This window comes from Capnocytophaga sp. FDAARGOS_737, from assembly GCF_009730375.1.
GTDB classification, from domain to species: domain Bacteria; phylum Bacteroidota; class Bacteroidia; order Flavobacteriales; family Flavobacteriaceae; genus Capnocytophaga; species Capnocytophaga leadbetteri.
In genome coordinates, this window is sequence record NZ_CP046316.1 from 212,273 (window position 1) to 234,437 (window position 22,165).

The 22,165-nt window shown below is 41.4% G+C and carries 24 protein-coding genes and 1 tRNA gene; 23 read left to right on the top strand and 2 right to left on the bottom strand.

The genetic code is table 11. The features are described from left to right. The 23 genes from feoB to FOC45_RS01090 all read left to right on the top strand — a co-directional run bounded on the left by feoB (position 1) and on the right by FOC45_RS01090 (position 20,395). Entirely contained in the window at positions 1–2,121 is a 2,121-nt protein-coding gene (gene feoB / locus FOC45_RS00980; RefSeq protein ID WP_009390984.1) for a ferrous iron transport protein B, read from the top strand. A 10-nt stretch (positions 2,122–2,131) separates the two neighbouring features. Continuing rightward, positions 2,132–2,902, top strand: coding sequence for a patatin-like phospholipase family protein (locus FOC45_RS00985; protein WP_009390986.1), 771 nt, complete (start codon positions 2,132–2,134; stop codon positions 2,900–2,902). Positions 2,903–2,938: 36 nt separating this feature from the next. Further along, positions 2,939–3,538: a MotA/TolQ/ExbB proton channel family protein gene (locus tag FOC45_RS00990; protein ID WP_009390988.1), complete on the top strand. Its 600-nt coding sequence runs from the start codon at positions 2,939–2,941 to the stop codon at positions 3,536–3,538. Continuing rightward, the gene (locus FOC45_RS00995) at positions 3,535–3,879 is read left to right on the top strand and encodes a DUF2149 domain-containing protein (RefSeq protein ID WP_009390989.1); all 345 of its coding nucleotides are present in this window, start codon (positions 3,535–3,537) and stop codon (positions 3,877–3,879) included. The genes FOC45_RS00990 and FOC45_RS00995 overlap by 4 nt, the downstream gene beginning before the upstream one ends. A gap of 315 nt (positions 3,880–4,194) precedes the next feature. Then, complete coding sequence (locus FOC45_RS01000) at positions 4,195–5,283, top strand: hypothetical protein (protein ID WP_009390993.1); 1,089 nt, start codon at positions 4,195–4,197, stop codon at positions 5,281–5,283. Between the two features lie 3 nt (positions 5,284–5,286). Continuing rightward, positions 5,287–5,868 carry a hypothetical protein gene (locus tag FOC45_RS01005; RefSeq protein ID WP_009390995.1) on the top strand — a complete coding sequence of 194 codons (582 nt, stop codon included), beginning with the start codon at positions 5,287–5,289 and terminating at the stop codon, positions 5,866–5,868. 53 nt (positions 5,869–5,921) lie between these two features. After that, complete coding sequence (locus tag FOC45_RS01010; protein WP_009390997.1) at positions 5,922–6,746, top strand: thymidylate synthase; 825 nt, start codon at positions 5,922–5,924, stop codon at positions 6,744–6,746. 91 nt (positions 6,747–6,837) lie between these two features. Next, positions 6,838–7,983: an alpha/beta hydrolase gene (locus FOC45_RS01015; protein WP_009390998.1), complete on the top strand. Its 1,146-nt coding sequence runs from the start codon at positions 6,838–6,840 to the stop codon at positions 7,981–7,983. Between the two features lie 19 nt (positions 7,984–8,002). Beyond that, positions 8,003–8,551 carry a dTDP-4-dehydrorhamnose 3,5-epimerase gene (gene rfbC / locus FOC45_RS01020; protein WP_009390999.1) on the top strand — a complete coding sequence of 183 codons (549 nt, stop codon included), beginning with the start codon at positions 8,003–8,005 and terminating at the stop codon, positions 8,549–8,551. Beyond that, positions 8,551–9,810 carry a putative DNA modification/repair radical SAM protein gene (locus FOC45_RS01025; protein WP_009391000.1) on the top strand — a complete coding sequence of 420 codons (1,260 nt, stop codon included), beginning with the start codon at positions 8,551–8,553 and terminating at the stop codon, positions 9,808–9,810. Before rfbC ends, FOC45_RS01025 begins: the two co-directional genes overlap by 1 nt. 12 nt (positions 9,811–9,822) lie before the next feature. Continuing rightward, entirely contained in the window at positions 9,823–10,560 is a 738-nt protein-coding gene (locus tag FOC45_RS01030) for a TIGR03915 family putative DNA repair protein (RefSeq protein ID WP_009391001.1), read from the top strand. Between the two features lie 96 nt (positions 10,561–10,656). Continuing rightward, positions 10,657–12,069 carry a TolC family protein gene (locus FOC45_RS01035; protein WP_034539897.1) on the top strand — a complete coding sequence of 471 codons (1,413 nt, stop codon included), beginning with the start codon at positions 10,657–10,659 and terminating at the stop codon, positions 12,067–12,069. 41 nt (positions 12,070–12,110) lie between these two features. Next, a complete protein-coding gene (locus FOC45_RS01040; protein ID WP_009391003.1) occupies positions 12,111–13,094 on the top strand; it encodes an HlyD family secretion protein in 984 nt (327 codons plus the stop codon). Positions 13,095–13,096: 2 nt separating this feature from the next. Further along, positions 13,097–13,561 (top strand): GNAT family N-acetyltransferase, encoded by a 465-nt coding sequence (locus FOC45_RS01045; protein ID WP_009391004.1) that lies wholly within the window; start codon positions 13,097–13,099, stop codon positions 13,559–13,561. A 118-nt stretch (positions 13,562–13,679) separates the two neighbouring features. After that, positions 13,680–14,396, top strand: a complete 717-nt coding sequence (locus FOC45_RS01050) for an SMI1/KNR4 family protein (protein ID WP_009391005.1) — start codon at positions 13,680–13,682, stop codon at positions 14,394–14,396. A 71-nt stretch (positions 14,397–14,467) separates the two neighbouring features. Further along, a complete protein-coding gene (locus tag FOC45_RS01055) occupies positions 14,468–14,821 on the top strand; it encodes an MmcQ/YjbR family DNA-binding protein (protein WP_009391006.1) in 354 nt (117 codons plus the stop codon). A 71-nt stretch (positions 14,822–14,892) separates the two neighbouring features. Next, positions 14,893–15,342, top strand: a complete 450-nt coding sequence (locus tag FOC45_RS01060; RefSeq protein ID WP_009391007.1) for an NTF2 fold immunity protein — start codon at positions 14,893–14,895, stop codon at positions 15,340–15,342. A 155-nt stretch (positions 15,343–15,497) separates the two neighbouring features. Continuing rightward, on the top strand, positions 15,498–15,890 hold the full coding sequence (locus FOC45_RS01065) for a DUF4279 domain-containing protein (protein ID WP_009391008.1): 393 nt from the start codon (positions 15,498–15,500) through the stop codon (positions 15,888–15,890). A 21-nt stretch (positions 15,891–15,911) separates the two neighbouring features. Next, on the top strand, positions 15,912–16,394 hold the full coding sequence (locus tag FOC45_RS01070; RefSeq protein WP_009391009.1) for a hypothetical protein: 483 nt from the start codon (positions 15,912–15,914) through the stop codon (positions 16,392–16,394). Between the two features lie 19 nt (positions 16,395–16,413). Continuing rightward, the gene (locus FOC45_RS01075; RefSeq protein ID WP_009391011.1) at positions 16,414–17,565 is read left to right on the top strand and encodes an ABC transporter permease; all 1,152 of its coding nucleotides are present in this window, start codon (positions 16,414–16,416) and stop codon (positions 17,563–17,565) included. Next, positions 17,552–18,736 carry an ABC transporter permease gene (locus FOC45_RS01080; protein WP_009391012.1) on the top strand — a complete coding sequence of 395 codons (1,185 nt, stop codon included), beginning with the start codon at positions 17,552–17,554 and terminating at the stop codon, positions 18,734–18,736. The genes FOC45_RS01075 and FOC45_RS01080 overlap by 14 nt, the downstream gene beginning before the upstream one ends. A 67-nt stretch (positions 18,737–18,803) precedes the next feature. Next, positions 18,804–19,196: a 30S ribosome-binding factor RbfA gene (rbfA, locus tag FOC45_RS01085; RefSeq protein ID WP_009391013.1), complete on the top strand. Its 393-nt coding sequence runs from the start codon at positions 18,804–18,806 to the stop codon at positions 19,194–19,196. A 5-nt stretch (positions 19,197–19,201) separates the two neighbouring features. Further along, positions 19,202–20,395 carry an ABC transporter permease gene (locus tag FOC45_RS01090; RefSeq protein ID WP_009391014.1) on the top strand — a complete coding sequence of 398 codons (1,194 nt, stop codon included), beginning with the start codon at positions 19,202–19,204 and terminating at the stop codon, positions 20,393–20,395. A 58-nt stretch (positions 20,396–20,453) separates the two neighbouring features. On the opposite strand, the gene FOC45_RS01095 is transcribed toward FOC45_RS01090, so the two are convergent. After that, positions 20,454–20,527, bottom strand: a tRNA-Asn gene (locus FOC45_RS01095). 194 nt (positions 20,528–20,721) lie between these two features. Beyond that, complete coding sequence (locus FOC45_RS01100; protein WP_009391019.1) at positions 20,722–22,107, bottom strand: dipeptidase; 1,386 nt, start codon at positions 22,105–22,107, stop codon at positions 20,722–20,724. Positions 22,108–22,165: the final 58 nt, after the last annotated feature.

Sequence of the window (22,165 nt, forward strand, 5' to 3'; positions counted from 1 at the left end):
TTGGCAAAATCTTCAATAAAAGTAGCTCTTATAGGTAACCCCAATACGGGGAAGACCTCGCTGTTCAACGCACTGACAGGGCTTAATCAGAAAGTAGGTAACTACCCAGGGATAACGGTAGAAAAGAAAATCGGACAATCGCGCTTGTGCGATGACTGCAAAGCGCATATCATCGACCTACCAGGTACCTATAGCCTAAATGCCAGCTCTGAAGACGAACGCGTGGCGGTGAATATACTGCTCGACCGCAAAGGGGAGTACTTCCCTGATGTGGTGGTGGTGGTCTGCGATGTGAATAACCTAAAGCAGAATTTGCTTATCTTCACCCAAATAAAAGACTTACACCTGCCTACTCTGTTGGTTATCAATATGGCAGACCAAATGGAGCGCAAGGGTATTAGCATAGATATTGACGCCTTAGAGCAATCGCTCAATACTAAAGTAGTACTTACCAGCACCCGTACAGGTGAGGGGATAGAGGCTCTTAAGAAAGCTATCAAAGCCTATGAACAGCTGCCTGTAGCGCCTTGTGTAGCAGTAGAACGACTTGATAAGGCGTATTTTGACCATTTATCTTCTCTTTTTCCTAATGAAAATACCTACAAGCTATGGCTTATCATTTCGCACAACACCTATATCATCGAGAATTATAAGGAAAATGACCTTACAGAGGTAAAAAACACCAAAACCGAGAGCGAAATACGCCGAATGAAGCAAAAAGAGACGATTATTCGTTATCAATGCATCAATGAGACGCTTAAGAAATGCTATGTGGTAGACCAGCACAAAGCACAAACGCTGCGGGCTCGCCTCGACCGACTGCTCATTCACCCTGTGTTGGGCTACGTTATCTTTGCCCTTATCCTATTAGTTATTTTTCAAGCTGTATTCACTTGGTCGAGTTACCCTATGGATGCCATAGAAGCAGGTTTTGACCATCTTATCAGTTTCTGCGAACGCGTATTGCCTGAAGGGGCGCTGACTGACCTGCTCACCAAAGGGATACTGAGCGGTATTTCGGGTATCGTAGTGTTTGTGCCGCAAATTGCTATCCTTTTCACTTTCATCTCGCTCTTAGAAGAGAGTGGCTATATGAGTAGGGTGGTATTTCTGATGGACAATATTATGCGCCGTTTTGGGCTGAATGGCAAGAGTGTAGTACCGCTGATTTCGGGGGCTGCCTGTGCCATACCAGCGGTGATGATAGCCCGCAATATAGAGAACTGGAAAGAGCGACTCATCACTATACTCGTTACCCCTTTTATCACCTGTTCGGCACGATTGCCGGTGTATCTTATCATCATCAATTTGGTAATTCCAGAAGGTGATTTTATGTGGATAAGCTATAAGGCGTGGACGTTTTTTGCTATGTATTTCTTAGGCTTTGCTATGGCACTGCTGTCAGCTTTTATTTTCGATAAAGTCCTAAAAGTATCAAAGTACAAGAGTTTCTTTATAGCCGAAATGCCTGATTATAAAGTGCCTATGTGGCGCAATGTCGGTATTACGGTGTATGAGAAAACCAAAGGTTTTGTGATGGGGGCGGGTAAGTATATCTTAGCCATCTCTATTCTCTTGTGGTTTTTAGGTTCGCACGGAATGGGCGAGCACTACCACAACATCGAAGCTACTGCCGATACATTAGCCCAAGAACAACAATGGGATGAAGACCAAAAGACACATTATATAGAGTCAGAAAAATTAGAATATTCCTTTTTGGGGTATATCGGCAAGGGGATAGAACCTGTATTTCGCCCGTTGGGCTATGATTGGAAGATAAGCATAGGAGTCGTGGCCTCATTTGCAGCGCGCGAGGTGTTCATTAGCACGCTATCGTCAGTCTACAGTTTAGGGGGCGATTTAGATATTGAAGAAGCAGAAGGCGAACGCACTATTTTAGCCAAGATGCGCAGTGAGTTGCGCCCCGATGGTACGCCGGTCTACACCCTTGGTACAGGTATATCGCTCTTGTTGTACTATGCCTTTGCGATGCAGTGCCTTAGCACCGTAGCTATCGTTCGCAAAGAAACTAACAGCTGGAAATGGACAGCTATACAATGGGTATTTATGACCGGAATAGCCTACATTAGTGCGATGTTAGCCTATTTGTTAATCAGATAATTTGTCTCTTATGAAAAAACTTGGGTTGGTATTTTCAGGAGGGGGCGTACGAGCTTTAGCACACGCGGGACTTCTGAAGGCATTAGATGAAAATGGTATACAACCGTCTATTATTTCGGGCACTAGCGGCGGGGCTCTTGTTGGGGGGCTGTACGCTTGTGGGGTAGCTCCAGAACAGATGCTCGATTTCTTCAAGAAGACGCCCGTCTTTAAGTGGTCGATGCTCACCTTTAAGAAAATAGGCTTAGTAGATAGCGGCAAATACACGAAGTTCTTTCAGAAGTATTTCAAATACCCGACTTTTGAAGACCTACGCATTCCCTTGTCAGTAGCGGCGACCAACCTGCTGACCGGTAAAGTAAAATACTTTAGCGAGGGCGAACTAATACAGCCACTGATAGCCTCTTCGGCATTACCTCCCTACTTCTCGCCCGTAAAGATAGGTGATGGACTTTATTCCGACGGAGGTCTGTTAGACAATTTGCCTATAGAGCCCATCAGAAAACGCTGCGAGGTGATTATAGGCAGTTTTATAAACCCGCTTGAAGTGATAACTGAAAACGAATTGACCAGCTCCTTTCACTTTATGCAGCGCATTTACAGCATAGCGATGGACGGCAATTACAGCCGTAAGTTTAAGAAGTGCGACCACGTATTCTTTCACAACCTGAGCAATATAGGGGTACTCGATACCAAAATGCTTGAGCGCGCTTACCAGTACGGATACGAACAAACAAATAAACAAATAGAGCTAATTAAGTCGTTAGTTGTTACTGATTAGCCAATTGATAAATTAGCAAATTAACACGTTAAAATTATGAGTGAAATTTCACAAATCTTATTTTTGGTATCTGATAGCTTGCTGATACCCGACATTATTGTACTATTGGTGCTCTTCGTACGAGCGCTGCTATTAGTAGGCAGTTTTTACAACCGCTTTATCACTAAGTACAAAAACGATAGACTCCTCAACGAGGCTATCAGAAACCTCACCCCCGATACGGTAGCGCAGTTCAAAGACTTGTTGCCCGAGCGCGACAATGCCTTGTACATACAATACCTGCGCGACTTCGTTCACCACACCCCTGATGAGGCGTATTATAATTATATGATTTCTAACTTCGAAAACGAAGCCGAGAAAGATATAGCCACCTCTAAGCTATTGGCTAAGGTAGGGCCTGTATTAGGGCTTATTGGTACCCTTATCGCTATGAGTCCGGCGCTTACAGGCTTATCTACTGGCGATATATCAAAGATGGCTAGCAATATGCAAGTAGTCTTTGCTACCACAGTAGTAGGGTTGGTAATCAGCTTAGTAGGTCTTGTAACCCTACAGTTTAAACAACGTTGGTACAGCAAAGAAATCAACCAATTAGACTATGTAAGTAGTGTATTAACCAAAAATCTAAAACAATGAAAACAAACCGCCGCCAATCACACCTAAAAGAGGATGATGCCGACCCACTAAGCGTAGTGGTAAACCTATTCGATGTAGCGATGGTGTTTGCTGTAGCGCTGATGGTTTCGATGGTGATGAACCTCAATATGCAAGATTTTTTTTCGGGCGAAGACTTCACGATAGTAAAGAAAAAAGGAGATGATATGGAGATACTTAGGCGCGAAGGACAGAAAATCACCAAATACAAAACGGTACAAGGGGCTACCCCCGATGCTTCATCGCCTCAGAAAAAAGGAAAACGTTTGGGCGTAATGTACGAGACCGAAAGTGGTGAAACGATATTAGTACCCAGCGAATAACGAATAAAAACAACAAATTACTGAATTAGCAAATTAGTAAATCAGAGATTTTCTCAATTTACTAATTTGCTAATTTTTTAATGAAAAAATATCTTCTATAGCTTCCCTTTACAAAGAATATACTTACCCTTTAGGATGAGCGAAGGATAAGCGAAAGCTCACCGAAAAATAAGCATCTAATTATCCTCTCAAAACCAGAAAAATATACTATCCCCATCGCACACCTCTCAGCCCTCCCAATCCTCCCATCAACCAAATTAGCAAATTAGCAAATTATTTTGTACCTTTGCCCCGAAAATATAAAATATCAATCGTATGAAAAAAATTTTATTCAGTATTTTAGCTATCGCAGCTCTTATAGGTTGTGGTAAAGACGACAACAATACCGATGCGCCTGCGTATTCAGCTGAGGAAGCCAAGACAGAAGTAAAAGCTACAATGGACAACTTTTACGACTGCCTCAAGAAAGCTAACGATGGTGGTTTTGCTAACTTTCTTTATAACACTATTACCAAAGCACCGGGGCAAAACCAAGCTTGGTTTGGTAAATTGGCAGACCAGTTTGAACACCAACATCAGGGGCTATTTACAGCGTTAGATGATAATAAAAGATTTGATTTCAACAGCTTTAAAGGTACTTATACTTGGAGCAATGTAACTAATAGTTGGACAAAAGAAGCTAATACCGCAAAAATAGTTCTTATATTTCCTGCTACAGCTACCAGCACTACTAACAATGCACGTGCCGAGATTGATAGTTATCAAGATGAACTAGTAATAAATCAAGATAATGAGAATGTTTATCTACCCAAAAAAGCGCACCTTTTCATTTCAGTAGATAATACTAAACAGCTTGAGGTAACGCTTCGCAATGTAGAGTACAAAAAGTTAGGTGAAGGTTTTATGCCTACTGCTATTGATTTGGCTATCTTTACCAATCCGTTTACTACTACTATCAAATTAGCTAAGAAAGAGCCAACTATCTATACGCTTAACTTCAATTTTAGTTCGCCACAAGGTTGTGCTACCGGATTAGTGGGTAGTATAAAACTAACTTCTGATAATTTAGATAGCTTTACATCATTTGAAGAAGCAGTAGAATCTATCAATGTAGTAGCTTTCCAAGATAAATTCCAAGTAATAGCAAATGTTGATGTTAAATCAGTACATAAAGCAGGAAAGAAATTAGCCGATTTGGAAGGAGCTGAACTCAATACTTACTTTAAAGCAGAGCTTTACAAAAACAACAGAAAAGTAGCCGATGTGAAAGTAGAAGAAGACAACAGAGGCGATTCAGACCTTTTCTTTATCTTCTCTGATGGTTCTAAACAAAGAGCCGAAAGCTATATAGAAGATTTTGAAGAGAAAGTAGAAAATATATTCAAGCGCTTTTTCAAAGACTAAAATATGAAAAAGATAGTATTTATCTTACTTATTATAACTAATGGCATTGCTCTCGCTCAAGAGGGCAATGCTATTTTTACACCTGCTGATAGCCTAACCACTGTCCCAAGGCACCAGATAGGTATAGGGCTTTCGCGCTTTGTTAATGCAGCTTTTCCCAGCGATAGTAACACTTTCTTATTAGAATACCGATACCTAAAAAGTCCTATTTGGGCGTATAGAGTAGGGGGGGACTATAGTGCTCATAACCAAACAGACAGCCTTTATGAGGTTGCCCTAAAAGTAGGAGTCGACCACCTATACAAAAACTATCAACGTTGGCACTTTTACTATGGTGTAGATGTATGGGCGCGCCATTTGTACTACAAAGACCGTCAGCAATACTTCACCAGCATAGCGGTGAATCCGTTTTTTGGCATACAATACAAACTGAGTAAGAACTTTTCTATAGCTACTGAACCGGGTTTCTTTCTGAAATATAACATACGCCGCGACCGTAGGAGTTTCGACCCTAATGCGCAAAGCGATACTTGGGAAAGCCGATTGGCTAAAATAGGAGTGGTGCAAGTCAATTTTCATTTTTGATTTGCTGATTTGCTAATTAGTGAGTACTTTTGCCGCCCATATTTATTGTACTAATGAAAATATATCAAGACCTTTTACGACATATCTTAGCCAATGGCTATTCTAAAGACGACCGTACCGGCACAGGTACTACCAGTGTATTTGGTTACCAAATGCGCTTCGACCTCAATGAGGGTTTCCCTTTAGTTACTACCAAAAAAATACACCTCAAGTCAGTAATTTATGAGTTGCTTTGGTTTTTAAAGGGCGATACTAATATCGGCTATCTCAATGAACACGGGGTGCGCATCTGGAACGAGTGGGCTGACCCTAATGGCGACTTAGGTCCCGTCTACGGAGCCCAATGGCGCAACTGGAATGGCGAGGCAATCGACCAGCTCAAGGCAGTAGTCGATACCCTAAAGCACAACCCTGAGAGCAGGCGTATTATTGTATCGGCTTGGAATCCTTCCGTGCTACCCGATACTCGCAAGAGTTTTGCAGAGAATGTAGCCAATGGCAAGGCTGCCTTGCCTCCTTGTCACGCTTTGTTTCAGTTTTACGTAGCCGATGGCAAACTCTCTTGTCAGCTATACCAGCGCAGTGCCGATGTATTTCTGGGGGTGCCCTTCAACATTGCTTCGTATGCACTGCTAACGATGATGCTGGCACAGGTGTGCGACCTGCAATTAGGCGATTTTGTGCATACTTTTGGCGATGTACATATCTACAACAACCACCGCGAACAGGTAGCCCTGCAGCTTAGCCGTACACCGCGTCCCTTGCCTACTATGCACCTCAATCCTGCTGTAAAAGACCTTTTTGCTTTTAATTATACTGATTTCAGACTCGAGGGCTACGACCCTTACCCTACTATCAAAGCAGCAGTAGCTGTCTGAAGCGTTAAAGTTTAGTTAAATAGAGAATAAAACTTTGCTATATGCTGTTTTTTAGCGTTATTTGTGCTGTCTTAACAAATAAATTATAGCAATGAAAAAAATCAGTACCCTATTGTTAGTGCTATTGGCACTACCTAATGTTTTTGCCCAATTTACGACAGAAAACTTCTCGTCTGGCAAGCTAAACCGCTCGCAGAAAATAGGTATTTACAAACCTGCTAACTACTCTGATAAGCAAAGCTATCCGCTATTGGTAGTACTCGATGCCGAAACGCTCTTAGAGCCTGTTATCACAATGGCTAAGTACTATGAGCAGTACCAAGAGATGCCCAAATGTATCATCGTAGGGGTGTTTGGTACAAAATTAGAAGATGTAGCTATCATCGATGAGGTAGCCCGCCCGATGAATGAATCTGCACGTTTCTTTGAGTTTATCTCTACCGAATTGGTGCCTTATATGCAGGGGAAATTCCCTATAGCCGAGATGAAAGGTATTATAGGGGCTGAGGCAGCAGGATTTCTCATCAACTACTATATGCTGTCAGAAAAGCCAGTGTTTAATATGTACGTCAGCCTCAATCCTGTAACCATACCACGTATGGGGGAACAGTTTGCTGAAGCCTTAGCATTAGGATTTAAGAAGCGTATGTTTTACTATATGGCAGTTGCCGATGTAGAAAACAAGTTGAATTACGACACAGCTATTCGTTTTCAGCAAGCGATGCGTTCTACCCCTGCCCACGAATCGGTACAATACTATTTTTCTGATATGAAGGGGGAGGCTGTCAATCGCGCTAAGTTAGAAGGATTAGCAGAAGCTTTTGATAAGTGCTTCGATGTATATAAACCTATAGGCGGCAAAGAATTCAAAACCAAAATGGAGACGCTTAACAGTGGTATTTTTGAGTATTTAGAAAATAAGTACAATACAATTGAGGAGTATTTTGGGGTTAAGAAAAAGCCAACACTTAATGATATAATGGCAGATTATACCGCCATAAAAGGCGCTGCTGATTGGCCTTCGCTCAAGAAACTATCAAAATACGTAGAGGATAATGGCTATGCCAAAACAGCTATGCCAAGCTACTTTATGGCAGAATATTATGAGAAAACCTCCGATTATAAAAAGGCGCTGAAAACGTACCAAAAGGCGTATACAGAGCAAGATATAGATTTTATCACCGGCGATTTGATAACAGATAAAATAAATCAGCTAAAATCAGGAGGTAAGAAATAAGAAAATTGAATTTTGAATTATGAAAGTTATTAAAACAAAGATTGAAGGGGTAGTGATTATTGAGCCCCAAGTGTTTTTTGATGGGAGAGGCTACTTTTTTGAGTCTTTTTCGCAACAGCGATTTAATGAGCAAGTAGCCCCTATTACCTTTGTGCAAGACAACGAATCGAAATCATCGTATGGTGTCTTGCGCGGACTTCACTTTCAGAAACCACCATTCACACAATCTAAATTAGTGCGAGTAGTGAAAGGCAAAGTGCTAGACGTAGCAGTAGATTTACGTCGCAACTCACCTACCTTTGGGCAGTACGAATCGGTACTACTTACTGAGGAAAACAAAAGGCAGTTTTTTGTACCTCAAGGTTTTGCACACGGATTTGCAGTATTGAGTGATGAGGCTATCTTTCAGTACAAATGCGATAACTACTATGCCCCCCAGAGTGAAGGGAGTGTGCGTTGGGACGACCCCTCTATCAACATCGATTGGCAACTGCCTATAGCAGATGTATTGCTCTCAGAGAAAGATAAGAACGCACCTCTGTTAGAAGCACTCGAAACGATATTCTAATGAATTTTGAACGTATAAAAGAGAAATTAGCCATTCTGGCTGATGCAGCTAAATATGACGTTTCTTGCTCTAGTAGTGGTAGTAACCGCAAAGGAGTAAAAGGCGACTTAGGCAACACCTCCGCTTTTGGTATTTGTCATTCATTTACCGAAGACGGCAGGTGTATCTCTTTGCTCAAAATTTTGCTTACCAATCACTGCATTTATGATTGTGTGTACTGCGTATCGCGCCGCTCTAACGACATCAAGCGGGCTGCCTTTACTGTAGAAGAGATTGTCGATTTGACGATTAATTTCTACCGAAGAAATTATATAGAGGGACTTTTCCTCAGCTCAGGTGTATTTAAAGACCCTAATACTACTATGGAGCGCTTGGTGCGTGTGGCTAAGAAGCTGCGGTTAGAAGAGCGTTTCAACGGGTATATCCACCTGAAGACAATCCCAGGTGCTAGCGATGAACTCATCAGAGAGGCAGGCTTGTATGCCGATAGGCTTTCTATCAATTTAGAAATTCCTACTAAAGAGGGCTTGAAACTCCTCGCTCCTGAGAAAGATCATAAGCAAATGCTCTCTAATGTCGAATTTGTGAAAAACGAGTTGGCTATCAGCACTATTGAAAAGCAGAAGTACAAACACGCTCCTAAGTTTGCTCCTGCCGGACAGACTACCCAGATGATTATAGGGGCTACGAATGAAACTGACCAAAAAATCATACACGTAGCCGACTATATGTATCAGAAGTTAGCCTTGAAGCGAGTGTATTACTCTGGTTACGTGCCAGTGTTGCAAGACAGTAGGTTGCCATCGCTACAATCACAAGTGCCGGTAGTGCGCGAAAACCGCCTCTACCAAGCCGATTGGCTGATGCGCTATTACGGTTTTGCTCCTAATGAAATAGTAGACGAGCGCCAGCCTTTCTTAGACCTCGAAATAGATCCTAAACTGGCGTGGGCTTTGCGCAACTCGCACCTATTCCCTATAGATATCAACCAAGCCCCTCGCGAAATGCTGCTGCGCATACCCGGTGTAGGGGTTCGCTCAGTACAGAAGATACTGATGGCACGCAAGTTTCAGACACTTAGTTATTACGACCTGAAGAAAATGGGGGTTACCCTAAGCCGAGCAAAGTATTTCATTACCTGCAGTGGGGCTACTCCTTTGGCTGGTACCATAGACCCTCTCCGATTGCGCGGCTTGCTACTTAGTCAAAGTCATAGCAAACACAAACAGCTTTTTACAGGCCAGTTATCACTTTTCTAATCGCTTTCTCTTTTGAAATACCTAATCTACGACCATACTTTCGAAGGACTGCTCACGGCTATCTTCACCGTATTCGAGTACCGCTATGAGCAGGTAAAGATTATCAGCGAGCAGCGCTTTACGCCTATTCTTTTTGGTGAGGAAGTGCCTATATATACCGATGCCGCTAAGGCACAGCGAGTGTTTACTAAGTTAGAAAGTCTTGTAGGAAAAGAGGGGGTGCAGACCCTTCTGTACGCCTTTGTCTCAGAAGAAGAGGGGATGGAAAATAGTCTTTTAGAGGCGGTGCAGCTTATACTCAAGCACCCTACAGACAATGTGCTGACTAACTTTGCACATCCTGCTATCCTCAGCATTCGCAAGGCTGCTAAAAGCGTAGGGCGCGAAGTACATCGTATGAAAGAGTTTGTGCGCTTCGAGCAGGTAGGCGACTTATACTTTGCTAAAATCACTCCTTTTTTTGATGTATTACCCTTGGTAGTGCCTCATTTTCGCAATCGGTTTTCAGACCAAAAATGGGTGCTTTATGACCCCCAGCGGTTCTATGGCTTTGCTTACGACCTGCGGTCGGTTACGCACTTTACCCCAGCTGATAAGCACTTTGGTATTACCCAAGCGGTAGCTTATGAAAGCTACGAAACACTATGGCGCACTTACTTTCAGCATATCAACATCAAAGAACGCAAAAACCAGCGATACCAAATGCGTAATCTTCCCAAACGCTATTGGAAATACTTGCCTGAAATGTAATTTTTTATTCTATCTTAAAAACATTCCCTTTTTTTATAGCCTCTCTTTCAGAAAAACGCCGTAATTTTGCCCCGTCAAACAAAAGTAAAAGTTTTTATGAAGAGACTTATCTTATACGAATCATTTTCTTGCTTATTTTCTGCCCCTATGTGGGCACAGTCGCTTTCGTGGACTGAAGCCTTAGACCGGATGCAAAATCACAATCAAAAACTCAAAGGGATAGAGAAACAAACTGAGGCAGCTACCGAGGGCAAAAAAGCCTATCAAGGGCTTTACTTGCCACAACTGAGCCTCAATGCAAGCTATATGCACCTCGCCGACCCCTTATCGCTAGATTTTAATGATAATAAAGCGCCTTTGAAAAGTGGCTTGCAGGGCTTTGCTACCCAGCTACCGCCTACAATGCGCCCATTATTCACCCCTTTACTCGGAAGGGTGCAACCCCTCTTTGCCCAAGATTGGCGCTATGAGTTTCAGAAACAAGACATTTGGAAGATAAGTGCCGATGCCAAATGGGTACTTTTTGCTGGCGGAAAGGTGAGAGTCGCTAATAAAATAGGCACACTCAATACTGAAATGGCAACAGTAGAACGCCAAAAAACCGAAAATGTACTAATAAGCGAGTTAGCTGAACGTTATTTTCAACGTCAGTTAGCTGAAAAGGCTTTAGAAGTTCGCCAGAAGTCGCTATCTACAGCAGAACATCACTACGAGAATGCTCAAAAGCTCGAAAAGAATGGTATGATAGCTTCAGTAGAGGTGTTACAAGCCAAGAAAGCTGTTACCGATGCTCAGCGCGAGGTGATGGCAACTGAAAAAGATATGCAGTTAGCGCAGACAGCTCTGTATGGCGTAATGGGCATAGCTGAGCAACCTCTTACAGCCCTTACCACCGAACTTTTTGAGGTAGCACCGCTACAGCCGCTCGAATACTACCAACAGCAAGCCAAAGAGCACTATCCTGCTATAGTGCAAGCGAAGATAAAAGCCCAAATGGCTACCCAAAGCGTCAAAGCACAGCAAGCCGCCTACCTACCCGATGTAGCTGTAGTAGGCAAGAAATACTTGTGGAGCGAAAATCTACCACTTACCGAACCCGATAATTGGGTAGTAGGAGTAGGGTTGCAATGGAATCTCTTCAACGGATTGCAAGATAAGCACAAAATAGCCCAAGCCAAAGCCTTACGCGAGAGTGTAGAGCTCATCACCGCTCAGGCTGAAAAAGACGTACAAACCTTGGTAAAGAAACAATATACCGAGATAGAGAAGCAACGCGAACAATACCTCAGTTTAGAAGAGAGTTTGCGCTTTGCTGAAGAATTGGTGCGCGCTCGCGATAAGGCTTTTGCCGAAGGGCTCTCCACCTCTACTGATGTAGCCGATGCGAACCTCTATTTGGCTTCTATTAAAATCAAACGTTATCAAGCCCTTTTTGAAATGGACAAAACCCTCGCTCAACTTCTCGAGACCTGCGGAATGAGCGATAAATTTACTTCAATGATCAAATAACTAATAATTCAAAATACGCTATATACTATAATTATAACAAGATGAAAAAGAAAAACATCACCGGACTTATTATCACTATTGCCGTATTTGCGGTAGTACTCATTCTTTCTATTTACTTCTTTAGCGACCGCGAGCCCGTATACTTGCAAGGTCAGGTAGAAGCCAAACAAATCAACGTTGCTCCAAAAGTACCTGGTAGGGTAAAAGCTATTTATAAGCAAGAAGGCGACCAAGTGCGCAAAGGCGATTTGCTTTTAGAACTAGAGAGCACCGAACTCGATGCTAAGCTATCACAAGCCCAAGCAGCGCGTATGGCAGCGCAAGCCCAGTCTGACAAAGCCCAAAGCGGAGCGCGTACTGAGCAGATACGAGGGGCGTACAACGTATGGCAACAAGCAAAAGCAGCTGCCGAGTTGGCTGAGAAAACCTATCAACGCGTAAGCAACCTCTATAATGAAAAAGTATTACCTGCTCAAAAGAAAGACGAGGCATACACCCAGATGATTGCCCTACAAAAGCAAGCCGAGGCAGCTGAATCGCAGTACGAAATGGCTAAAAACGGAGCTCGTGTAGAGGATAAAACGGCAGCACAAGCACTTGTTGCCCAAGCGCAAGGGGTTATTACAGAGGTAAATGCTTATAAAGAGGGGGCTAAAGTATTTGCCCCTGCCGATGCCGAGATACAGACTATCATTCCTAATGAAGGCGAAATCGTAAATGCAGGTTATCCTGTGATGAACCTCATCGACAGCAGCGACGAGTGGGTAGTATTCAACATCCGCGAAGATAAAATGGCTAATTTCAAGATAGGCACCAAGTTTAAAGGGATAGTCCCTGCTCTTGCCAATCAAGTGATAGAGTTAGAGGTAAAACATATAGCTGTACAAGCCGATTTTGCTACTTGGACAGCTACCAAAAGCAAAGGCGACTTCGACAAGAAAACTTTTGCTATCAAAGCCTACCCTACCCAAAAAGTAAAAGACCTAAGACCAGGAATGTCGGTGTTAGTAGAAGATAAAAAGTAAAGGTGAAAATAACTGAAGGACTATCAACTAAAGATAAGCAAGCCATTATATATTGGACAAATAGCAAAGGGACAGATTTCTTGCAACAATGGGCAGGCGATGCTTTGCCCTATCCTATTACAATAGAAGCGCTCAATGCTTTGCCTCATTGTTTTCGTATTGAGGCAGGAGGTAACTTTATAGGAATGATTCAGAAAATAAGAGTAGAGGATAACAATGTACATATAGGTAGGTTTATTATCAATCCTTCGCTTACAGGAAAAGGATTAGGCACAGAGGCAATGCGCTTGTTTATCTCTATGCTTTTTGAAGAGGAATATGTTAGCTCCATTAGTTTAAATGTATTTGATGACAACCCCATAGCTAAAGGACTTTATACAAAACTCGGTTTTGAAGTAGTAGCCACTATTGAGGGAGAAAGAAAAAAATACAAAATGGTTAAAAATGCACCTACTTATGAAAAGTAATTGTTTACCTTGTCTATAGGTTGAGCGAAGGATAAGCGAAGAATGACCGAACTCGCCTCACAATCGCACCAGCAATTACAGAAAACCAAGCATTTTTGTAGCATAAAAAATTATTAATATGAACCCATTACAACAAATAGAACAAACTTATAGTTTTCAGTACCCCAAGCTATATCACCAGCTTTATGAGGATGGTATGCTCAATTGGGGACAATTTGGGCCTCGTTGGCGCGAACTTGAGTACCCTAAAATCAAAGATAATCCACCATTACTTTTAGAAGGGCGTATGGATTTTGAAATTTTAGAACTCTCTGAAATATCAGAAGAAATAGAATTCTTACACGGTGCCGAAAGTTTTTATAAAATTAAGCCTGAGTACCTCTTCATCCCTTTTGGGCAGAATGGAGCAGGCGACTATTATTGTTTATTTTATAATAAAGAAAACCCTTTTTCTGAACCTAGGGTAGTACTATTTGCTCACGATTTTAACGAAGCAGAAGTTCTAGCCGATAACTTTCAGAATTTTATTTTCTACGGATTGTTAGAATGTGTGTTATATATGGATGAACTCCTTGCTGATGACGATTCTTTTTATACCGAAATAGCCAATATGCTCCGCACTCATCGCCCTTATCTAAGTGAACAGCAAACAAAAATAGTAGAAGACATTTATAAAAGAAAAACTTTTGAATCTACTTACACCTATACATTTAAGGATAGAGAACGCACAGAAAAATATATAGGGTTGCTTTCGCGAGAAGAGTTCGACACTTTGTGTAGCAAGTTTATTGCTATTCCAAAAGAAGAAAAACAATTTGAATATAGCGATGTCTAAAAAGAAACATCTTTACCCCTGACGAGTTTATGGTAATCTCTCGGTACAGATTAATAAGATTTTTGAATAATATGAACTTAGAAGAACTCAGAGAATATTGTTTGTCTTTGACTCACGCTACTGAGGATATGCCTTTTGACGAGGATATTTTGGTATTTCGTATTTGTAATCGCATATTTGCGCTTACAAGTTTAGAAACAAGACCTTTGCGGGTGAGCCTCAAATGCGACCCCGAGCGCGCGATAGAACTCCGCGAGCAATACCCCGATAAGATTGTAGCGGGCTACCACCTCAACAAAAAACATTGGAATACGGTCTCTTTAGAAGACTTGCCTCTCACTCTTATTAAGGAGATGATACAACACTCTTACGACCAAGTACTCGCTAAAGTCCCCAAGAAAGAGAGAGAAATGTTAATCCATTGATTTCTCTAAAATAATTGATTTACTCGCAATCTATCTTTGTTTGACTATAACTAAAAAAACAACTATTCAAAATGACTGAAACAGAACAAACCCTACGCCAGCGTTTCACTGCTTTCTTACAAGCGATGTACGACTGGGAAACAGAAGCCAACAGAGTTGACGAAGAAGAAGTGGAAAAAAAGAAAACCCTCTCTTGGGAAGACTTTTGCAAAAAGCAAACCGAGCTCCGTATCCCTATTTATAAGGAATACATCACCGAACGCGAACGCAAATATGGTGGTTCCGAATACACCAGTCACGGATTCCCTCCTAACTACGACCCCTCTAAAGAAAGCATTACTGAGGTACAAATCTCGGGTAAAAAAGCCTCTATCTTTACCGATAGGGTCTATGCCGGAATGAATTACAAACGTGAGTACAAATACAAACTTGTAGAAGATCGCTGGCTATTAGATACTATCAAAGAACAGTATTTGCCAGAAAACAGAGACCCTGAAAAATGGAAGAGTGTGATTATATAAGTATTTATTTTATTATCAAGAGCTTACAAAAAGTCACCAAGTTGGTGACTTTTTAGAGATGTCACTGAGCATCGCCTCTTATCAACTCAAAGAAATCATCGATAACACTATCGCTGAATTTGAAAAAAACAAACTTAAAACCTCTTAGGAATAGAATGACACGAAGTAAATTAACTTTTATTGTTTATGGCGATATGTTTGATGTAGATGAGTTTTCCAAAATCATAAATATATCCCCTACCGAATTTGCTTACAAAGGTGATAAACTAAAATTTAGGATAAGTACAGAAACATTTTGGCAACATTCATTTAAAGATATTATATCTCTTTATGTAGAAGATAGTTTAAAGCCTCTTGAAAAAATTATAACCCCAAGAATTGAGGAGATAGCTTCATTTATGCAGAAAAACGATTTAAAATCTATAATGCGTTTTAAAGTTGAAACAAATAAAGAACCTGCTCCAGCAATAGTTTTTGAAAACAATACTATCAATTTGCTAAGCAAACTAAACAGTTCTATTGATTTAGATTTGTATATCTATGATTGATATAAGTCACCAATTAACAAAATGAACACATCTAATTATACCACCAAGTTTGGCACTCTTGCTTTCTCACAAAAAGTGGGAGACGAGTATTTTTGGGAGGCTTCATATCAGTGTAAAAGTGATTTCTATAAAGAAACTTTACAGCTACCTTTTTCTGTGTTTAGCAAAAGTGGAACCATCACCCCTGATACTATTGCTTTTATTGAACAGATCCTTATCAGAGCAGATAAGTTGGTAGCCAAAGCACTTTCTTATTTTCAAGAACAACTGCTGATATGTTCAGAAGGCTTTCATCTTTCAGAAGAAGAAAAACAATTGCTCAGTGTTCCCTTGCAGGAAGTCCCTTTGGAAAGTCCGCAGTTCCTATTTTATGACAACAAAGAATGGATATTGCATTTTGCCAGAGGTAGTTTCAGCTTTTGCGAACCTTATGGCGTTTCTTTTCACTTTAAAGACAAAGAACCTATCCTAATAGAAAACTTAGAAGACGCTGAAGAAATATAACTAATTTTCAAATTATACGATGAAATACTTTAAAACCGAATGCAAGAACCTATTCCTATCACCTAAACGGCTGTTTTACGTTTTGGTGCTTCCCTTTATTATCTTTGGGTTCTTTGCGGCTATTTTCTACAAAGGCGTTCCTCGCGACCTGCCTATGGCGTATATCAATTACGACCAAAGTCAGCTCTCCGAAAACCTTTTGCGTATGCTTGATGCTACGCCCAATATCGACCTGAAAATCAAACTCACCGATGAGCAGGAAGCCCAACGCCTTATTCAGCAACAACAGATAATGGGCTTTATTGTCATTCCTGCCGATTTTCAGCAGAAACTTTTCAAAGGCGAAAACCAATCGGTAATTTGCTATACCAATAACCAATTTATGTTGGGGGCAAGTCTTATTCAGAAGGATTTTCAGACCACAGTAGGTACTTTCTCAGCTGGATTGGTGATGAAAAAGAAAATGCAAAAAGGACAACAAACCGACAAGGTATATGCGGAAGCCCAGCCTATAAAGGTAGACGACCACGTTTTGTACAATCCTTATGCTAACTATGCCTATTATCTGCTCACGGCCTTTTTGCCTATGATGTTTCAGATGATAGTAATGATGGTAACCGTGTATGTATTGGGTATAGAGTTCCGCTATCGCAGAGGCAAACAATGGCTCAAAAGAGCAGGCGGCAGTCCGCTAAAAGCTCTTGTAGGGAAACTCTTGCCTTACACCTTAGCCCTCTTCTTTGTAGCGTGGTGGATGAATTATCTGCTCTTCGGACTTATCGGCGCACCTCTACATATCCCGATGCTCAATGTGGTGCTTATTACCTTTGCCTTAGTGATAGTATATCAGATTATCGGTATTACGCTTGTCTCTTTTATGCCTAACTTTAGGTCAGCACTCACTGTAGGTAGTGGCTTTACCGCCATAGCTTTCTCGTTTGCGGCTTATACTTTTCCTATGGAAGGGTTGCCTCGTAGCATACAGTATTTAGCGCAAATCTTCCCTTATGCCCATTTTATGAAATATTATGTGAATCGCGCTATCAAGGGTATCCCTGTAGAGATGACTTGGCAACCGCTTTTAGCATTGTTGCTCTTTGGTTTGCTACTGATAGTAGCCTACCCTATGTTTGTAAAGAAAATAAAATCAGGAGGATATGAAACAATTTAGAAGTTATGTATATCAAAGCTCAGCCGATTTTACCCGTGCTATGCTTTGGGAAGCCAAATATATATTCCGCGATAAAGCGGTGTTCTTTTCATTTGTAATTGTAGCTATTGCCGTCTCTTTCTTGTACACCTACCTTTATTCTGAAGAGACTCTACAAAAACTCCCTATAGGGGTGATAGATGAAGACAATACTGCCCAAAGCCGCCAGTTCTTGCGTATGATTGATGCTAATAGCGGCGTGGCTATCTATAGTAGTTACCTAAATCTTTCTGAAGCACAAAAGGCTTTTCAGCAGGAGAAAATACGTGGTATAGTTACGGTTCCTAAAGGCTTTTCACGCGACTTGCAACGCGGCGAACAACCCTCTATATCTGTCTATGCCGATGCCTCTTATATGCTCTATTACAAGCAAGTGCTTACAGCAGCCAAAATATCAGCTACTTACCTCAACGCAGGAGTAGAGATGAAACGCTCTTCAGCACAAGGCAAACTCCCTACCCAAGCGCGCGAAGAGGCTATGCCCGTAAGTGCTAAGGTAGTGAGCCTATATAACCCCTCTTCGGGCTATGCTACCTTTCTTATCCCTATGGTATTTGTGATTATCTTTCAGACTACCATTCTCACTGCGGTGGGCATTCTCGGAGGTACGATGCGCGAGGGCAATAAGCTACGCCGCATATACCCCAATTCTAATAGCTTCTGGGGGGCACTGCCTATAGTGATGGGCAAAGCGACTACCTATTTAGGTCTTTCTATGGTCATTTTGCTCATAATTCTCGGGATAATAATGCCTCTTTTTGGTATCCCAATGCGCAGTACGATGCTTACCACTATGGTGTTTATGACACCTTTTATCCTTTCAATAGTCTTTATGGGGCTTTGTTTGCTGAACTTTCTCCGCCGTAGAGAAGACGCTATTATGCTCATTATGTACACATCATTACCAGCGATGATGCTTACCGGTTTTTCGTGGCCTTCAGTAGCGATGCCCGAGTGGCTAAACGTCATCTCATATGTTGTGCCCACTACTTTAGGGGCGAAAGGCTTTACCTCTATTACCCAGATGGGTGCCTCCTTGCCTACCATTATGCCCTATTGGCTTGGTATGTGGGGGTTATGCCTGCTTTACCTATTTTTAGCAACCCTTACCCTTCGGAAGGTGCTGCGGTAATTAAGCAAATTTGCTCATTTGCTAATTAAGTTTTATCTTTGCCGAAAATATTAAAAATCAACAAGTTTTGGAAAATAACAGACAGAAGAAAATAGCAGGTATCATACAAGAGGAATTAGCCAAAGTCCTTCAGCAGTCTATTCGCGACGCAGGACAGCAAAACCTCTTAGTTTCAGTCACTAAAGTTACCGTTACTATTGATTTATCGGTAGCTAAGGTCTATTTAAGTGTATTTCCTGAAGCCAAAGCAGCTGAGGTGCTCAAAGGAGTAACCTCTAACAGTCCGCTTATCAAGCACGAACTATCGCAGATTACCAAGCACCAATTCAGACGTATGCCCGAATTGCTTTTCTATATTGATGATTCTTTACAATACATTGAAGGTATAGAGCAATCACTAAAAGAAGAAGAGAACCCGATTGAAAATCGCGAGTTGCTTTACAAGAGAAAAATGACATAGAAACGATGAACCCCATTTTTTATATAGCAAGGCGATATATATTCGCCAAAAGTTCTCAGAATGTTATCAACATTATCAATAGGGTAACAGCCTTTGTAGTAGTACTTGGGGCTGCTGCCCTTTTTATTGTCCTTGCAGGTTTTGCGGGTCTTAAGCATTTTACCCTTTCTTTCTCTTCAACTTTCGACCCCGACCTAAAAATCTTACCAGCCAAAGGCAAATACCTCTCACTTACCTCACAAGATACTCTTAAACTACAACAAATTAGCCAAGTAGCCCACTTTACTAAGGTGCTCGAAGAGCAAGTATTTCTCACCCATAATCAGAAAAATCATATAGCTTACATCAAAGGGGTAGATGAGCAATATCCTAAAGTCAATGAAATCGATAGTATCATTGTGCTCGGCAACTGGCAGCTTACCCCACCTAGCGTAGTGGTAGGAGGTACTATTTTCAACAAATTAGGCTTAAACCTTACCGATGCCTCTTCTCCTTTGCAGATAGTGGTGCCCAAGGCAGGCAAAGGCAGTATACTAAGCGACCCAATGCCTTATCGACAAGCTTTTTCGGTAGTGCAAGGCATCTATCAACTCACGGAGGATTTAGATAAGAAATATGTATTTTCATCTTTAGATGAAGCACGTTTTTTATTGGGAGTAACGCCTGATAAAGTGTCGGCTATCGAAGTGAAGTTAGTACCACAAGCCGATGAAAAGACAGCAACGGAAGCTATTGCGCGCGCTTTTGAGCAACCAGTAATAGTGAAGAACCGTGTGCAGCTAAATGATGCGCTCTATCGTATGTTAAACACCGAGAATATAGCGGTTTATCTTATTTTCATCTTAGTGCTAATTATAGCGTTATTCAACCTTGTAGGGGCTATTATTATGATGATTCTTGATAAAAAAGACGACCTGCAGACGCTTTATGCTTTGGGTATGAATCAGCGGCAAATGCGCCAAATCTTCTTTTGGCAAGGTACGATGGCTTCGGTGGTAGGGGCAACTATAGGCATTGCTTTAGGGGCGCTAATAGTATGGCTACAACAGCAATTCTCTTTAGTAATGATAAGCCCTACATTGGCTTATCCTGTAGCCATTACCCCTATGAATACGCTTATTGTATTGGTTACTATTGTAGTATTAGGCTTGTTAGCCTCGTTAGTAGCCTCTTCAAGAGTGAAGAATAGAATGAAATAACCTTTAAAATATAGTAAACAAAAAAGGCTTCACAGAAATGTAAAGCCTTTTTCTTTTGCTCCCCCTACTGGACTTGAACCAGTGACCCTCTGATTAACAGTCAGATGCTCTAACCAACTGAGCTAAGGAGGAGTGTTATATTCTTCTCTAATGCGGTGCAAAGGTACGACTATTTTTGAAACCTGCAAATTTTTCAGCAAAAAAATATCAATTATTTTTTATAGAATTTTATAGGTGCTTAAAAATCAGTTAGATAAAAAACAATAAACTTTGTCAAAGTCTTAAAAACTCTGACAAAGTTTATTGTTTTTTATCTATTAACCGACCTATTTGTTGTTCACAAAGTAATGGTAGAACCACGGAATAGTTTCAATTCCTTTAAGGAAGTTGAAAATACCATAGTGTTCGTTAGGCGAGTGTATCGCATCGCTGTCTAAGCCAAAGCCTAAAAGAATAGACTTGCTGCCCAATTCTTCTTCAAAAAGAGCTACAATAGGAATACTACCGCCTGAGCGCACTGGTATAGGCTCTTTGCCAAAAGACTCTTTGCAAGCCTTTACTGCTGCTTGGTAAGCAGGAGTGTCGGTAGGGGTTACGTACCCTTGTCCGCCGTGGTGAGGAGTTACTTTCACGCGTACCCCTGCAGGAGCGATACTCTCAAAATGCTTAGTAAAGAGTTCGGTAATCTCTTGGTTATCTTGGTTAGGTACTAAGCGCATCGATATTTTAGCATAAGCCTTGCTTGGGATAACAGTTTTAGCTCCTTGCCCAGTATAGCCTCCCCAGATACCATTTACATCAAGGGTAGGGCGTATAGAGGCGCGCTCGGTAGTGGTATAACCTTTTTCACCATATACAGCATCAATGTCTAAGGCTTTTTTATAAGCTTCGAGCGAGAAAGGCGCTTTAGCCATCTCATCGCGTTCAGCTTGCGAAAGCTCTTCTACTTTATCGTAGAAATGCGGAATCGTGATGTGGTTATTCTCATCGTGTAGCGAAGCTATCATCTTAGTAAGCACATTGATAGGGTTCGCTACTGCCCCTCCGTATAAGCCAGAGTGCAGGTCGCGGTTAGCGCTAGTTACTTCTACCTCCACATAACTAAGTCCGCGCAAGCCAGTGGTGATAGAAGGAGTATCATTAGCCAACATACCTGTATCAGAGATGAGGATAATATCGTTTTTGAGTTTTTCGTGGTTGTTTTTCACAAACCAACTAAGGCTACCAGAGCCCACTTCTTCCTCGCCCTCAATCATAAACTTCACATTGCAAGGCAACACGTTGTTTCTGACCATATATTCCAGAGCTTTCACGTGCATAAACATCTGACCTTTGTCATCGCAAGCCCCACGAGCAAAGATAGCACCATCAGGGTGAATATCTGTTTTTTTAATCACAGGCTCAAAGGGGTCAGAATCCCATAGTTCAATAGGGTCAGCGGGCTGCACATCATAGTGTCCGTACACTAGTACGGTAGGCAGCGCTGGGTCTATCGTTTTTTCACCGTAGACGATAGGGTAACCAGGGGTTTCACATATTTCCACCTTGTCGCATCCTGCTTTTTCCAAAGCATCTTTTACGGCTTCTGAAGTGTTCAGCACATCTTGCGAATAAGCTGCATCGGCGCTAATAGAAGGCATTTTCAGCAGTTCTATCAGTTCTGCAATAAAACGGTCTTTGTTTTCTTGAATATAATTCTTTACTGAATTCATATATTTTACGATTAACGATTTTTATAAAATTATTTACCAAACAATTCTGATTTTTCTC

Excerpts from the sequence above, each read along its gene's own strand:
- FOC45_RS00985 (WP_009390986.1), top strand. The coding sequence starts at position 2,132 with ATGAAAAAACTTGGGTTGGTATTTTCAGGAGGGGGCGTACGAGCTTTA.
- FOC45_RS00990 (WP_009390988.1), top strand. The coding sequence starts at position 2,939 with ATGAGTGAAATTTCACAAATCTTATTTTTGGTATCTGATAGCTTGCTG.
- FOC45_RS00995 (WP_009390989.1), top strand. The coding sequence starts at position 3,535 with ATGAAAACAAACCGCCGCCAATCACACCTAAAAGAGGATGATGCCGAC.
- FOC45_RS01000 (WP_009390993.1), top strand. The coding sequence starts at position 4,195 with ATGAAAAAAATTTTATTCAGTATTTTAGCTATCGCAGCTCTTATAGGT.
- FOC45_RS01005 (WP_009390995.1), top strand. The coding sequence starts at position 5,287 with ATGAAAAAGATAGTATTTATCTTACTTATTATAACTAATGGCATTGCT.
- FOC45_RS01010 (WP_009390997.1), top strand. The coding sequence starts at position 5,922 with ATGAAAATATATCAAGACCTTTTACGACATATCTTAGCCAATGGCTAT.
- FOC45_RS01015 (WP_009390998.1), top strand. The coding sequence starts at position 6,838 with ATGAAAAAAATCAGTACCCTATTGTTAGTGCTATTGGCACTACCTAAT.
- rfbC (WP_009390999.1), top strand. The coding sequence starts at position 8,003 with ATGAAAGTTATTAAAACAAAGATTGAAGGGGTAGTGATTATTGAGCCC.
- FOC45_RS01025 (WP_009391000.1), top strand. The coding sequence starts at position 8,551 with ATGAATTTTGAACGTATAAAAGAGAAATTAGCCATTCTGGCTGATGCA.
- FOC45_RS01035 (WP_034539897.1), top strand. The coding sequence starts at position 10,657 with ATGAAGAGACTTATCTTATACGAATCATTTTCTTGCTTATTTTCTGCC.
- FOC45_RS01040 (WP_009391003.1), top strand. The coding sequence starts at position 12,111 with ATGAAAAAGAAAAACATCACCGGACTTATTATCACTATTGCCGTATTT.
- FOC45_RS01050 (WP_009391005.1), top strand. The coding sequence starts at position 13,680 with ATGAACCCATTACAACAAATAGAACAAACTTATAGTTTTCAGTACCCC.
- FOC45_RS01055 (WP_009391006.1), top strand. The coding sequence starts at position 14,468 with ATGAACTTAGAAGAACTCAGAGAATATTGTTTGTCTTTGACTCACGCT.
- FOC45_RS01060 (WP_009391007.1), top strand. The coding sequence starts at position 14,893 with ATGACTGAAACAGAACAAACCCTACGCCAGCGTTTCACTGCTTTCTTA.
- FOC45_RS01065 (WP_009391008.1), top strand. The coding sequence starts at position 15,498 with ATGACACGAAGTAAATTAACTTTTATTGTTTATGGCGATATGTTTGAT.
- FOC45_RS01070 (WP_009391009.1), top strand. The coding sequence starts at position 15,912 with ATGAACACATCTAATTATACCACCAAGTTTGGCACTCTTGCTTTCTCA.
- FOC45_RS01075 (WP_009391011.1), top strand. The coding sequence starts at position 16,414 with ATGAAATACTTTAAAACCGAATGCAAGAACCTATTCCTATCACCTAAA.
- FOC45_RS01080 (WP_009391012.1), top strand. The coding sequence starts at position 17,552 with ATGAAACAATTTAGAAGTTATGTATATCAAAGCTCAGCCGATTTTACC.
- FOC45_RS01090 (WP_009391014.1), top strand. The coding sequence starts at position 19,202 with ATGAACCCCATTTTTTATATAGCAAGGCGATATATATTCGCCAAAAGT.
- FOC45_RS01100 (WP_009391019.1), bottom strand. The coding sequence starts at position 22,107 with ATGAATTCAGTAAAGAATTATATTCAAGAAAACAAAGACCGTTTTATT.